Annotated in this window: 12 protein-coding genes; 1 reads left to right on the top strand and 11 read right to left on the bottom strand. The window is 66.6% G+C overall.

Features of this window, described 5'->3' with window-relative positions:
- Positions 1-200: 200 nt before the first annotated feature.
- A complete protein-coding gene (locus AAGA11_11940) occupies positions 201-1,637 on the top strand; it encodes an aldehyde dehydrogenase family protein (GenBank protein MEM9603567.1) in 1,437 nt (478 codons plus the stop codon).
- Positions 1,638-1,700: 63 nt separating this feature from the next.
- Here AAGA11_11940 and AAGA11_11935 read toward each other — a convergent pair whose 3' ends face one another.
- From AAGA11_11935 to AAGA11_11885, 11 genes are all read right to left on the bottom strand, one after another.
- Positions 1,701-3,800, bottom strand: coding sequence for an ATP-binding protein (locus AAGA11_11935; GenBank protein ID MEM9603566.1), 2,100 nt, complete (start codon positions 3,798-3,800; stop codon positions 1,701-1,703).
- Between the two features lie 49 nt (positions 3,801-3,849).
- Positions 3,850-5,109 carry an ABC transporter substrate-binding protein gene (locus AAGA11_11930; GenBank protein MEM9603565.1) on the bottom strand — a complete coding sequence of 420 codons (1,260 nt, stop codon included), beginning with the start codon at positions 5,107-5,109 and terminating at the stop codon, positions 3,850-3,852.
- Between the two features lie 167 nt (positions 5,110-5,276).
- Positions 5,277-5,990 carry a prepilin-type N-terminal cleavage/methylation domain-containing protein gene (locus AAGA11_11925; protein ID MEM9603564.1) on the bottom strand — a complete coding sequence of 238 codons (714 nt, stop codon included), beginning with the start codon at positions 5,988-5,990 and terminating at the stop codon, positions 5,277-5,279.
- A complete protein-coding gene (locus AAGA11_11920; protein ID MEM9603563.1) occupies positions 5,990-7,141 on the bottom strand; it encodes a hypothetical protein in 1,152 nt (383 codons plus the stop codon). The genes AAGA11_11925 and AAGA11_11920 overlap by 1 nt, the downstream gene beginning before the upstream one ends.
- A 20-nt stretch (positions 7,142-7,161) precedes the next feature.
- Positions 7,162-7,410 (bottom strand): hypothetical protein, encoded by a 249-nt coding sequence (locus AAGA11_11915; protein MEM9603562.1) that lies wholly within the window; start codon positions 7,408-7,410, stop codon positions 7,162-7,164.
- Positions 7,407-7,928, bottom strand: coding sequence for a hypothetical protein (locus AAGA11_11910; GenBank protein MEM9603561.1), 522 nt, complete (start codon positions 7,926-7,928; stop codon positions 7,407-7,409). The genes AAGA11_11915 and AAGA11_11910 overlap by 4 nt, the downstream gene beginning before the upstream one ends.
- Positions 7,921-9,240, bottom strand: a complete 1,320-nt coding sequence (locus AAGA11_11905) for a hypothetical protein (protein MEM9603560.1) — start codon at positions 9,238-9,240, stop codon at positions 7,921-7,923. Before AAGA11_11905 ends, AAGA11_11910 begins: the two co-directional genes overlap by 8 nt.
- Positions 9,237-10,427 carry a type II secretion system F family protein gene (locus AAGA11_11900; GenBank protein MEM9603559.1) on the bottom strand — a complete coding sequence of 397 codons (1,191 nt, stop codon included), beginning with the start codon at positions 10,425-10,427 and terminating at the stop codon, positions 9,237-9,239. The genes AAGA11_11905 and AAGA11_11900 overlap by 4 nt, the downstream gene beginning before the upstream one ends.
- Positions 10,420-12,018, bottom strand: a complete 1,599-nt coding sequence (locus tag AAGA11_11895; GenBank protein MEM9603558.1) for a GspE/PulE family protein — start codon at positions 12,016-12,018, stop codon at positions 10,420-10,422. Before AAGA11_11895 ends, AAGA11_11900 begins: the two co-directional genes overlap by 8 nt.
- Positions 12,015-12,584, bottom strand: a complete 570-nt coding sequence (locus AAGA11_11890; protein MEM9603557.1) for a hypothetical protein — start codon at positions 12,582-12,584, stop codon at positions 12,015-12,017. The genes AAGA11_11895 and AAGA11_11890 overlap by 4 nt, the downstream gene beginning before the upstream one ends.
- Positions 12,581-14,134 carry a hypothetical protein gene (locus AAGA11_11885; protein MEM9603556.1) on the bottom strand — a complete coding sequence of 518 codons (1,554 nt, stop codon included), beginning with the start codon at positions 14,132-14,134 and terminating at the stop codon, positions 12,581-12,583. The genes AAGA11_11890 and AAGA11_11885 overlap by 4 nt, the downstream gene beginning before the upstream one ends.
- Between the last annotated feature and the right edge of the window lie 57 nt (positions 14,135-14,191).

Below are 14,191 nucleotides of genomic sequence, written 5' to 3'. Positions count from 1 at the left end.
AGGCAACCCACTGACACGACACTGACGGGACAAGAGCGCAACGTCCGATTGCGCAGGGCAGGCTCAGGACGTGATAATCGAGGTATTCCGGCGACGCGCTCCGGACCTGGCCTGTCTACCCTGCTGGACACACCAGCCAAACCCTCGCGCCGCCTCTTCATCACACCGGTGCGGTGTCAAACCCGATACAAGGAATTGCCATGCTCGACAAACGCCTTTTCTACATCAACGGACACTGGGTCGCGCCCCACACTGCCCGTGATTTCGACGTGATCAACCCATCCGACGAGTCGGTCTGTGCGGTCATCTCACTGGGCGACCAGTCGGACACCGATGCGGCCGTCGCAGCAGCGCGTGCCGCGTTCCCGGCCTGGGCCGCCACGCCCAAGGCCGAGCGTGTCGCCATGCTGACCAAACTCGCCGACATCTACGACGCACGCGGCGACGAGATGGCCGAGGCGATCTCCCTCGAGATGGGGGCGCCCATCGCGCTGGCGAAACAAGCACAAACCGGTGCAGGCACCTACCACCTGCGAAACTTTCTCAAGGTGCTCGAAGACTTCTCTTTCGAACGGCCACTCGGAGCGCATGCGCCAGACAATCACATCATCATGGAACCCATCGGGGTCTGCGGCCTGATCACGCCGTGGAACTGGCCGATGAACCAGGTCACGCTCAAGGTCGCACCGGCCATCGGCGCCGGCTGCACCATGGTGCTCAAGCCGTCGGAAATTGCCCCGCTCTCGTCGTACCTGTTTGCTGAATTCATGCACGAAGCGGGCTTCCCCCCCGGTGTGTTCAACCTCGTCAACGGAGACGGCACCGGCGTGGGCACGCAGCTCTCCGGGCACCCGGATGTCGACATGATCTCGTTCACCGGATCCACGCGCGCTGGCACGGCAATCACCCAGAACGCCGCGCCCTCGGTCAAACGCGTCAGTCTCGAGCTTGGTGGCAAAGGCGCCAACCTGATTTTCGCTGACGCCGATGAGAAGGCCGTGGTGCGCGGGGCTCGCCATTGTTTCAACAACAGTGGCCAGTCCTGCAACGCGCCGACCCGCATGCTGGTGGAGCGAGGCTACTACGACGAGGCTGTGCGAATCGCAGCCGAAACAGCAGGCAAGACGGCTGTGGACAACGCCGCCAACGACGGCCGACACATTGGCCCGGTCGTGTCGGAGCTGCAATACAACAAGATTCAAGCGCTGATTCAGAAGGGCATCGACGAGGGTGCGCGGTTGGTTGCAGGTGGCCCCGGTCGGCCCGAGGGGCTGGACAAGGGTTACTACGTTCAACCCACGGTGTTCGCCGATGTGAACAACGACATGACGATTGCGCGCGAAGAGATCTTCGGCCCTGTGCTTTCAATCATCCCGTTCGACACTGAGGAAGAAGCGGTCGCGATCGCCAACGACACAGCCTACGGCCTGACCAACTACCTCCAGACCCAGGACACAGCACGTGCAAGCCGGGTGGCACGTCAGTTGCGCTCGGGCATGGTCGAAGTCAACGGCAAGTCACTCGGAGCCTGCTCACCGTTCGGCGGATACAAACAATCCGGAAACGGCAGAGAGGGAGGCGTCTGGGGCCTGGAGGACTTTCTCGAGGTCAAGGCGGTCGCCGGCATCGAAGCCTAAGGCCGCCTTCAAACCGACCCCGTAACGGGGTCGGTCGACCGAGCCGTCCGGCACACGCTAGCCTCAGGCGGCGTCCTCGAACGGCACCACCTGGTCGGGCTGTCCCAATGGCAGCTCAATCAGAAAGCGGGTCCCCACCCCCTCTTCACTTTCGACGCGCAACGCGCCGCCGTGCCGCTTCACGACGATGTCGTGGGCGATGGCCAGGCCCTGACCGGTGCCCCGACCGACTTCCTTGGTCGTGAAGAATGGGTTGAAAATCTTGTCTTTCACGTCCTCCGGCATACCGCAGCCGTTGTCGCCGATTTCGATCACCACAGTGTCGCCCTCCTGCCGTGTCGAAACGGATATCTGGCCCTGCACCCCCGTCTGGCCGTCATGGCGATCGGCAATGGCGTGCGCGGCGTTGACGATGATGTTGACGCACACTTGGTTGATTTCTCCCGGACTCACACGGACCCGTGGCAGCTCGGGCGCCAACGAAAGGGCTGGCACGGCGACGTATTTCCACTCACTGCGTGACACGGTCAGACAGCTCTCGACCGACCGATTGAGATCGATCAACTGTTTTTCCGTGCCGGGGTGGGAGAAGTCCTTCATGGCACGAACGATTTCCGAGATGCGGGACACACCCTCCCTGGCCTGGCCAATCGAGTCAGGCAACTCAGCCATCAGAAAGGCGAGGTCCGCCTCACTGGCAAGGCGTTTGACGTCGGCCCAAACCGCCGCATCCGGTGCCGCGCCGGACGGGGCCTCAACAAGCTGGGCAACCGCCTCCATGACCGGCGTGAGCTCATCGAGGGCATCGGCGAAGAAGACGATGTTGTCGCCGACGTACTGGCAGGGTGTGTTGATCTCGTGGGCAATGCCAGCAGCCAACTGCCCAACCGCCTCCAATTTGCGCGCCGCGTGCAACTGCGCTTCCAACTCGCGCCGTTGCTTCTGTTCGGTGATGTCACGTTCGACCGCGATGAACCGGCGCACATCGCCGTTCGGCTCCAGAACGGGCGTCAACGCGATCTCGACCCAGTACGCGTCGCCTGACTTCGTGTAGTTCAAGACTTCCGTGCGCACGGGCCTTGCCTCGCGCACCGCGTCGCGCAACAGCACCACGTCGTCCGGGTCGGTGTCGGGGCCCTGCAATAGCGTCCCCGGCGCCCGCCCCCGCATCTCCTCGAGGCCATAGCCCGACAACGCCGACATGCTGCGGTTGATCCAAAGCACGAGGCCGTTCCGGTCGGCGATGACGACGGCGTCGTTGGCGTTCTCAGCCACTTCGGCCAGTTCACTTGCGCGTTGCTCGCTCGCGAGCAACTCGGCGTGCGAACGACGCAACACACGACGCTGTTTGGCAATCATCAGGTGACCAAAGACACCCAAGCCCAGAAAAGCCACCGCCATGGCGACGAACAGGCTCTGCGACAGCGTGGCGATCAGGGCTTTCTTGCTCGCGCGTAGCCGGTCGTCATTCCAGTGGGTCTTGAGAATCACACCGGGCGTGTCGAGGCTACGCAGGATTTCGCCATGCGAGACCGGCACCTCTTCCATCAACCGGGTTTCAATGAGTGTGGCCGATTGCAGCCCCATGTCACTGAAGTCGGTGGCGCTGACATCAAGATGAAAATTCGCAACGACAGCGCCCTCAACGTTTCCGGAATACAGCACAGGCACCGTCACCAGTACGATGTTCTGCCCGTTGGACAGCCGGTTCCCCACGCTGATGTCCGCGCTGCCGAGTTGACGGTTTGCGACGTCGAGCAACTCGGAGCCCGAGTAGACGCCGTACCACTCCGGCGCGACCGGACGCACGGCCAACCGCTCGCCCAGCACGTCAATCACCTCGATGTGCGTCATGCTCGGCAACAGGTCGAACTGGGAGATGAGTTGCGACAGGCCCTTGTTGTCCATCGACTCGCCGATCGCCGTTGAGATCACCAGAGGCTTGGACGCCAGGTAGCGCAGCCCCTCTACGTAACTGTCAAGCTGAAAATCGATCCAATCCTCGATCAGGCGATTCTGCATGAGCACGAAGTCGTCGCGGGCGCTGTCGAGGGGTGCTTGCGCTGCACGCCAGATGGCCGCCATGCCGAAGGCAAGCGATACCATCAGACCCAGTACGATGAAGGTCCAGAAGGCGGGCAGTGCAGCACGAGACGGGCTCATCGCTGTGCGCCCGTCTCGTGTTGCCGAGACAACGGTTGGATCGGCATGCTCAACGATCCCGCCCAAGCCGCGTCACCATCCGGCCGTCGTCATCCCACCGAGCCATGCACATGTCATCAAGGCCCAGGGCTTCGTGCGCGTCCGGCGTGGCCGCGGCAAAGGCCGCGAACGGTTTCCGGTACGTCCGCATGAGCCCCGCGACCGGTTCGGACAGGCTCTCCAGCGTCTCGCGCACCCGCCACCGCAGCGTCTCGACGTCGGGCTGCGCACCGCTCTCCTCGAGCGCTGCAATCAGCAGCAGGGTGAGGTCGTAGGCATGGAAGAAGCCGGCAGGCGCATCGAGCTGCGACAGCGACAGCACGTCCGCGCCCACGGCCTGCGCGTGCCGCCAGGCGTCGTCGAGCAACGGTGACACATCCGAACCCACCGGGGCGTAGCAGGTTTGCAGAAAGTGCAGGTCGACTCGATCACGGGTGGGCGCTGCCACGGTGTGTTTGAAGTCCCCACCGGTGATGCCCCAATGGCTGATGACACGCGGCGGTTCGGGCAGCCGAGACAACTCCGACACCACCTGCACCCCCTCCGGCGCGTTGGCGACCAACACTGCGCAATCAATGCCCGCGTCGTACACCTTTGTGGCCAGAAGATAGGCATCGGTCCGCGCCAGGCTGCCCGGAAAATAAAACACCGGCACCGCGTCGTGGCCGGCGCGCGCCAGGGACGTCGTCAGGGTCTTGTGGTTGGTGCGCCCCCAACCCGACTCCCAGAGCAGCAGTGCCGGACGCTGGCAGTCCTGTTGATTGAGGGCAAAATCGACCAACCGCTCGGCGGCCTTTGTGTCATCGATCGACAGGCGAAACACCCAGTTTTCGCCGCTCTCCACGCGCGTCAGTGGGCCAGCGGCCGACCAGGGCAGCAGCGTGAGCACGCGTTTCGTGTTGATGAACGCCTTGTAGCGCAAATACGGGGGTGAGTGCATGCCGCCGACAAACGCGAGGGCTGCGTCGTCAGCGAGGTACGTCAACATGTTCAACTTGGAACGCTTGACGTTGCCGCGGTGGTCCAGAGGCACGACCTCCAGCCGGTAGCCACCGGCCCGGTTGCCCACCGAGTACAGCGCCGCGCGCACGCCAAGTTCAATGGACGCAGCGGCTTGCACGTGGTGTTGCCTGTCGGCGTCAAGGTAGATGCGAGCCACAGGCAGGTCGGTGTCCGCCGCCTGGGCGGGCGTTGCGAACCACGCCCACGCCATCAGGCACACCACACGCCACGCCACGCTTCCCTGCTTCATCCGGGCTTCCTTGCTCATGTGGACACATCGGCACGCGCACGGCTCCCTGCCGATCAGCGCGTCACCTCAGAGCACAGATCGGTGAGGCGCAGACGAACTTGATGGCGCCACACCCACGGTCAGACATCCGGTGTGGTCGAGCAGACGTCGGACGGTCGAATGCGCCAACACCTGTCTCGGAATGGTCAGTCGCTGCGCGGCAGTACACCCGCTCGCAGCAGCAGCGTCAGAATGCGGTTCTCCGTCACCCAGTGCACCGCGTCGTCGAAAGCACACGCCGGCACGTCGCTGACACCCCGGCTGACGAAACGGTTGTCGTCGTCGAGGTTCTCGCGCTCAGCCGCACTGCGCACGGCGCCCTGCCCCTCCGACACCAACACCACAACCACGCCGTCGGCGCGGGTCGCCGTGCTGCCGCATGCCGCGTCGACAGCGTGCACGATGCGGTTGTCAGCCCGGATCGAGATCGGCGCCTGCAGCACGACACCGTCGGTGACGGCGTAGTCAGCGCGTCCATCACCGTCGTTGTCAGACGCGGATAGCCGGTATCGGAGCGGACGGTACCAGGCATCGAGCAACCGTCCCTGCCGGTCAACCGAACCGGAGACGCCCAGCGACGCAACCGGCACAAAGCCAGCGTAGGCCTGACACCCGGTTGACGACATCACTTCGTGCCCGGCGCTGTCGGCCGTTGCTGCACACGGCAGCCGGCCACGCGCCAACAGGTGGCCCACCAGGGCAGTCTCGAGCTGCTGCCACTGGACGCGCTGCACCGCACGGCGGTGTGCTTCGCGCGCCGACCCCAGCGGGGTCAACAACCCTGACAGCAGGATGGACAGCACCACGAGCACGAGCGCCACTTCGAGCAGCGTGAAGCCACGGTCGCGCCCAGTGGGCATCAGGGGGCACCCGGCGACAACAGCACCCAGGTGTCGTTCCCCCCGGGGTACCGGGTGTAGAGGTGGTCGCCGTCCGTGTTGACCGGGTGGTCGAGGTAGTGCTCGAGCGCGGGCACCGCGCGTGTCTGGCGCACACCGCTCGGCGGCATCTCCAGCGGCGGACCCACCCCGACGAACACCCCCGACACCGCACGCCCGTCCACCCGGGGCGCAGCGCCACAGTCGTCGCCAGCCAGGTGAAGCCAGACACGCGTGTGCCAGAAGTTGCGAACCAACCACGCGGGGAGGTCGACCACCGGCTGCTCGACCGCACCGCCGAGCGCGTCGACACAGGTTTGCATCGTCGCCGCACCGGCAGCGGCCCGGTAGCGCGGTACCGAGACCCACCCCTGCATGTGACACGCCGAGCACGGCAGGTCACCCGCACTGTCCAGCGCACCGAGCCTGCCGAGGTGGGGGAACCGGCCGTGGGCGAGGTAGTACCCCCGCACCGACGCTCGCACCGCCGCCACCGCTTGACGCTCGACCAACGGCATCACATCGCGCCACCGAATCGCGACAATCCGGTCGTTGCCGGCCGCACGTGAAAAGGCGGTGTCGCCATCGGCGTTCTCGCCCTCGAGGTAGTCCTCGACACGCACCGTGCCGGGCAGCCGCGCCTGGCCTGCCAGGGGTGGACCGGGCGCAATGACCAGCCCGATCACATCCGCGACGCCATCGAGCGTCAGCACCGGCACCGTGTCCGAGTTCAACACCATCGCGTGCGACGGCGAGCCGCTCGGTGCAGGCCGGTTTCGGTACGGCCCGGCTACCACCCACCACAGCGGCTCGGTTGCGGTACTGGTATCGTGCTGCAGCTCCTGGACTGCCCCGAGCGAGGTGGCAAAGTCGCGCGGCAGCAACCCCATCGCCAACGCAGCACAGCGGGGGCCGCTGTTGCCGTTGCCATTGGTGTCCGGGCACGGAAACTTGCCCGGTCCCGCCGAGCTGCTGTGGTAGTTCTGCGGGTAACTCACGGCGTACTCGATCAGCGCCGAGCGCGCTTGCATCAATCGGTGCGTCTCGCCGTCGATGGGCACGGCCGTCGGCGGACCCCGCCACACCAGCAGGGATAGCAGGCTCAACGACCCCAGCGCCACCAACACCATCACAGCAACCCCACCCCGACACCTCACGGCGCAGCCCGAATGACAAGGCCGGAACGAGCCCCGCCACGGTCACCCGGCGCGAACTCGGATCGACCAGCCGAGGAGCGAACCCAACCCGCCACGTCGGGTGTGGGCAGACTGGGATCACCCACCGTCGGGGCGTCGATCGCAGCCCGTTCTTCGGGGGTGTAAAACAGCCGCAGGTCGGTCAGCGGCGTCGCGGACGCGACCCCACTGACCACCAGCAGCAGCAACCCGAGCCACTTCGTCACGGCGCGACCATCCCGAACACCCTGCCGGTACAGTCGAGCCACAGTATCGACCCTACCCGTTGCACGCCGCAGCGGCTCAGCCGAACGGCCCCGAGTGCCAGGTCAAGTGACCGCAGGGCCGCGAGCGCGTCGACACCGTGTGCGACCGGCCAGCGCAACTGCCACCCCAAACTGCGGAGTGACCGATCAGCCGAAACGGCCTTGGCGTCTTCGTCGATCCACAACAGACCACAGGGGCTGGCAGCCTCACGGCAGCGGTTGGCATCCAGTTGGCCGGCGTTCCAGCGCCAGATCGCGGGGTCGAATGTGTTGACGGGCCCCGCGCGCTCGAGCGCGTCAACAAAGCCAGCCGCCGCAGCGTGCTGCTTGGCTGCGCGGTCGTGCTGCGCGTCGACCCAATCGCGCCTTTGGTCCAGCCGCGCGTCCCGGTGCGCTCGACCGGCCTCGATCGCCCACCCCAGGGCGGCGAGCGCAGCCAGGTTGAACACGGTCAGGGCCCACAGCGCGCGCTCACTCACGCCGCTCACCGAGTGCCTTGCTGAACGACAGTGTCAGCCCGCCCGCGGTGTCGCGCTGCGTGGCACCGTGCCCGTTTGGGTGCGACGGATTTTCACCCCACCCCTGTCGCTGCAAGACATCAGAGAGGAAGAGCGCCAGGGTTGGCAGCCGCGAACCCGCTCGCGACGGCGGGGCGAACACCAGCTGCAGGTGCTGCGCTGGCGGGTCCGCCACCCAATCGACAGCCAGCAGCTGCGTCCCCAACGGCAGCGCTGAGACAGCGCGTGCGGCGCTCAACATGGCGCCGTGCCAGGCCGTGACGTCGCCACCAGGCCGATGCTCCCACGCCTGCACCGCCCGCCAGCGGTCTCGTTGCACTGCAGTCAGCACAGCCGCCGGATAGGTACCGAGGCCGCTGTTATCGGCTTCTGTCGGCGCGCCGAAGGCCATCGGCGCGATTGCCGCGCGTTCCCGCCAGGCTTCGGACAGCAGCACGCCCAGAGCAATAGAAGACACGAGCGCAGCGCAGTGTGCACCCGCGCGCCACCGGGCGCTGGAGCGCATGGCCGGGTTGCGCAAATCACTGCGTGCCGAGTCGAGCACCAACACGGGCAGCTCTGGCGACCGACGGGCCGCGGCGTTGCGCGCAGGCACCAGTCGCAGCGTGCGCGCGAGCTCGTCCGGGTCGACCACCTGCTCTGCGCCATCGCCGTCGGCCGACGGACCGACCCAGACCCGCGTCACCCTGGTGTCTGCCGTGACCAGCCGACGCTCCTGCACAAAAGCGTGTGTTTCAGCCATGGCATCAGACAACACCACAGCCCGGTGCAAGCGGCGGTGCCACAGGAGGGTGCCGTGCACCACCACCGCGAGGTGACGACAGGCATCGCCCTCCCAGCCGATCACACAGGCGGCCGGCGGTGACCTGAGGCAGCGGTACACCACCTCAGCGCGCTGGCCCCCGTGCCGGATACGTCGAAACCCCACGCGGCGTTGCGCGGCCCACGCCATCAGCGCCGACAGGCCGGACGCGCCGTCGATTCGCTGCACCAGCTGTACCTCGCCCACGCGTTGCAAGCTGCCGCACCCGTCTCGCGTGTGTTCAAGCCAGGCATGGTGACAGTAGCGGCGCAGATCGGCCGGTGGCACGGCGGCCGTGTCCAGCACCGCCGACTGGACCGTGCCGGACTCCACGACCAGGGTGGCACCCGCACAGGCGCGGGCCGCGGCACCCGGGTCCGTGGCGAGCGCGGTCACGGGCCAGCGGCGCACCCCGCCCCGACCGAGCACGGTCAGCGTGTCGTGCTCGAGGATGGCGTACCGCCGTCTCACACGCTGCCCAGCGAAAACAGGGTGTCGTAGAGAGGCAGAAACAACGCCGCGACCAGCCAGACCAGCAGTCCGGCCACCACCAGGAGCACCAGCGGCCCGAGCGCCCGGGTTGCCCTGTCTGTGGTGCGCGACACGGCGTGTTCCAGCACAGCGGCCGCGTGCGATACGGTGTCCTCCAATCGACCGCTCGCTTCCCCCGTGCGAATGAGGTGTACCATCACACGCGGAAACACCGCGCCACGCGCCATGGCCTGGTGCACCTGCCGACCGGCGCTGACATCCATCGCCACGTCGCGCACGCACTGTGCGAGATAGCGGTTCGGGATGCCCTCGGCCGCCAGTGCGAGCGCGTCGCTGATCACAAGGCCGGCACCGTGCATCGCCGCAAGTTGCCGACAGGCCACTGCCAGATGCGCCTGACACAGAACCGTGCCAACCAGGGGTACACGCAACTGTGCACGCGCGCACCCCATGCCGACGGACGCGTTCAGTCGACACGCGAGCGCAAGCCCCGCTGTGGCGACGAGGACCGCAAGCAACACTGTCGGCCCGCATGCCGTGATCGCATCGGCCGTCGCCACCAGCGACACCGTGTACCACGGCAACGCAGCACCGGTCAGCGCGGCGAGCGTGGCGACCTGCGGAACGACCATCGCCAGCAGCAGCGGCGTAGCCACCATCAACACCAACAAGGTCAGCGCCGGGTAGGTCACGGCACGCCGAAGTTGGCAGGCCATCGCGGTGCGCCGCTCAGCGATGCCGTGCAGTGCCAACAAGGCCGCATCGAGCGAACCGGTCGCCTCCCCGCTCCGCACCAGCGCGCAGACCCGCGCGTTGAAGACTCCCGGCTGTGCTGACATGGCGTCTGACAGCGGCAGCCCGCGATCGAGCGCATGCAACAACTGCCGTGAAACCGGCCCTGTTCGATCCGGGGCGTCCGCGAGGTGCGCGAGCGCGTCCGACACCGCGATGCCCGCGGAGATCAACACGGTCAGCTGGCTGAGCCACCCCTGCAGTTCCGCAGTGCTCGGCGTGGCTCGCCAGCCCCGTCGCGCTGCCCGTGCCCGCACCAGTACCTCACCGCGTGCGGCAACCTGGCGTGACAGGTCATCGAGGTCGTGTGCGTCACAGACGCCCTCCACGTTCAGGCCCTCTGCGCTGATTGCGCGGTAGGCAAAACTAGTCACACGCGCGCCCCGTCGGCGGCACGCCGATCACGCGTCGGTACTCTGCCACGGTGGTTCGCCCTGCACACACGGCCTGCCAGGCACGCCGCGCGAGCGGGACGAACCCGACAGCGTCGAGGGCCCCACGCAACGGCCGGTTCATCTCCGTGGCCTCGCACACGGCGTCGTCGAACCGCAGCACCTCAACGACAGCCAGCCGCCCTCGGTAGCCGCGACCCTGACACGCGTCGCAACCGACAGCGTCGTCAAGCGGCGGCGGCGTGCTCGGCGCGCAGTGCACACAAAGCCGTCGCAACAACCGTTGCGAGACGACAGCGGCAAGTTGGTTGGCGATCAGCGCACGCGAGACGCCGAGGTCCACCAGCCGCGGAACAACCGCCACGGCGCTGGACGCGTGCACGGTGCTGAGCACACGGTGGCCGGTCATCGACGCGCGCCAGGCCATGCGCGCGGATTCCGGATCCCGTATTTCGCCGATCAGGATCACATCCGGGTCCTGCCGCAAGGCCGCCCTGACCCCATCGGCGTAGTCGATGCCGTGCTGCGGATCGATGCTGCTCTGACGCAACCAGGGCGCTGTGTACTCTGCCGGGTCTTCGAGCGTCAGAATGTTCTGTTGCGGCCCGCGGTACGTTTCGAGGAGCGCGTGCAAGGTCGTTGTCTTACCCGAGCCGGTGGGACCGGCCATCAGCAGCAGGCCGTCGTGCCGAGCCAACGCACCGTGCAACAGCGCCATGCTCTCGGCATCGATGCCCAACGCGTCGAGGGGCAAGGCCCGGCTGTCCGTCGACAGCACCCGGAGGACGATCGCCTCGCCCTGGTCGGTCGGCAACACAGACAGGCGGAACCGGTGTTCCTCGCTCCAGAACACGCGCGTGACGTGGCCGTCCTGCACGGCGCGTGAGTCTGCGACATCGAGCCCGGCAAGGACTTTCAAGCGCACACAGAGCGCCTGGCATTGAGACGACGACACCAGCGCCGCCGTCTCGAGCACACCGTCAACGCGCAAGCGAAGACGCGCAAACCCGGCTTCAGGCTGGACGTGGATGTCGGACGCTCGGTGTATGACTGCGCGCTGCAGCAGCTGATCGACGATCGCCACGGCGTTGTCGTCACCCGACTCGATCACGGCCTGCAGGCGCTCGGCCGACGCGCGGAGTCGCGTCAGTGCGCGGGCCAGGTCCAGAGGCTCACAGCGGAACCAGAGGACGGTGAGATCGGGCACTTGCGCCTGCACCGCGTCGCGGGTTGCGAGGTCGCCGGGTTGACCACACGCAACCGATACCTCATCGCCACCGTCGGACAAAGCGAAGGGGATGACCTGCCACGCCGACAGCCACTCCGGCGAAAAGAGCGCCAGTGCGCGCGCGTCGGGCGCGACCGTGTCGATATTCACCTGTGGGTAGGGGTTGATTCTGTCGAGTGTCTCGAAGAGCACCTGCGCATCGACCGTGTCGAGCCGCCGCACGGCACCGAGCGCGCCCTCACCGAGCGCCTGAACGAGGTTGTCCACGGCGTGTTGTTCGTGCCGCGTCAACAGACCCGCTCGCACGAGGGACTGGACCAGGTCCGTCTGGGCCGGGGTGCTCACGGCAACGCCGCAGTGGGTGCCGTCGCACCCGCCACCGGTTTCGCCACCAACGCACTCGAAACGGGCACGGGCACACCGGCGCGCCGGGACATGGCGACCACCGCGCGCGCCAGGCCATCGTCCTGAAGGTGCAGAGCCGCACCCCGAGCCAGGGTGATCGCGGCCTCGCGATCGCCGCGCGCCCACCGCACACGGACACGGTCGAGGGCCGACGCTGATGGACTCAGTGCACGCACCGAGACGCGCACGCGTGGCATTGGTGTCGGCTTGGGTGCCGCTGCAGGCTGCGGCCGGCGCGGTTCGACGGCGGGCAAGCGTGGCAGTTGAACCGCCGTGACAAGTGACGCTGCGGCCATGGGCGTCGACAGCAAAGCGGCAGCCTCGCGTTGCAACACCAACGCAGCGCGAAGGCGCTGCTCCAGCTCAGCTCGGTCTCGCACCGGTGTGGGGGCGACGCGCAGCACACCCACACCAGACGCCACGCAAACGGCTATCAACAACGCGACGACCACACCCGGGCGAACCCACCCCACCGGGATTGCAGGTTTGAGGGCAGCGCGGGTCATACAACGTCCTCCAGCGGCAGCACATGGGGCGTCAGCAGGATCAGCAGCTCAACCTGGTGCCGTGCACTGTCGCGCGCGGTAAAGAGCCGCCCGACCAGGGGCAGGCGTTCGAGTCCGGGCACGGCACCGCGGTGGCTGCCATCGGTCAGCTGACGCAGTCCACCGAGTGCCACCGTCTGGCCCGAACGCACGCGCAAGCTGGTGTCAATTTCACGCACTTGTATTTCCGGAATGTCGTTTCGCACTCCAACCGCGGCGAGCGTCGGGTTGGGGTCACGGGCATAGCGGATGATCCTGGACACACTGGGTCGCACATTCAGCGACACCACACCGCCCGAGTCGATCTGCGGGGTCACGTGCATCATCAGACCGACCGGTACCGTGTGGATGGTCGAACGTACGGACTGCCGTTCCAAGCCGGTTTCGCCGTTCACTTCGCGGTCGACATCCAGTGAAAAATACACCGTGTTGTTGACCACCTTGAGCACGCTCGGCTGGTTGTTCAGCGCGATCAGCCTCGGTGTCGACACCACGCGCACGTCACCGAACTGCTGCAGCACTTTCACGGCCGCAGCCACGCTGTGGCGGGTGTCGGTTGAGTTGAATTGCAACACCGCACCACCGCTTTCTGCGCCGACCTCGATGCGACTGCCCAGGTGCTGAACCCAGCTCCACCCGTCAGGTTGTGCGAGCTGCTGCCAGTCAACCCCGAGGGCATGGCGTTCATCGAGGGCGATCTCGATCACACTGGCTTCGATGAGCACCTGGCGCTGCATGCGCGAGACAATGTGGTCGAGGTAGCGTTTTACATCCGTGTGGTGAGACTGACGCGCCAACACGCTGACCAAGCCGGCCTCACGGTTCACGTTGACCACCCGCGACTCCGCGTCACCCGCCGCATCGACAAGCGCCGTGATGCCGTCGACAACGGCGTCCCACGGCTGCGAGCTCACCGCCGTCTGCAGCGAAGACGCCGAGCTCGCCCGACTGGCAACCGCCTCTCGACTCGGGGTGCCGACATGCAGGTCCACCGTGTACGCCGTCTCGAAGCTCCGAGTGGCGTTGAGGTAGTCGACGCGATAGTGCCTGAGGAAAGCCCGATCGGGCAGGATGTCGAGCCGGTTCGCGTGCAACTCGGTACGGCAACCGCATTGACTCGCCAGCGATTCGAGCAGCTCGTCCAGCGGCCGCTGTTGCGCACGCATCCAGACAGCAGCCTTCAACGGCACGTGCACGGCGAGCGACACCGACGCATGTTCGGCCAACTCGTTAAACACGGCGCCACAGGGCACACCCTCGGCCACCAGATCGAAACGGTTTAGCGCTATGTCCTCCGCCAGCACGGCGGTATCAACGAGGGTGTCAGCCTCAGTCGACGCCGGGGCTGGAACGGGGTAGCGGTCCGGCTGCACCAGCGCGGGCAGCACCGGGTTGCGCCAGTCGGCTGAGAACGGGGGCTCCGGGTCACGCGTGTTGGCACACGCCGACAGCGACACCCACAGGAGGAGTCCCGAAATGCAAGCCGTTGTGTTGTATTGCCACGCTGCCATGCCGGCAGTGAAGCGCGATCACCGCGTGGGCGTCCACTCCCACAGTTGCACAAATCG

The sequence above is a fragment of the Pseudomonadota bacterium genome, assembly GCA_039196715.1.
In the GTDB taxonomy this organism is placed as follows: domain Bacteria; phylum Pseudomonadota; class Gammaproteobacteria; order CALCKW01; family CALCKW01; genus CALCKW01.
Note: the sequence above shows the minus strand (reverse complement) of the source record. Positions and strands in the feature narration are given on the sequence as shown.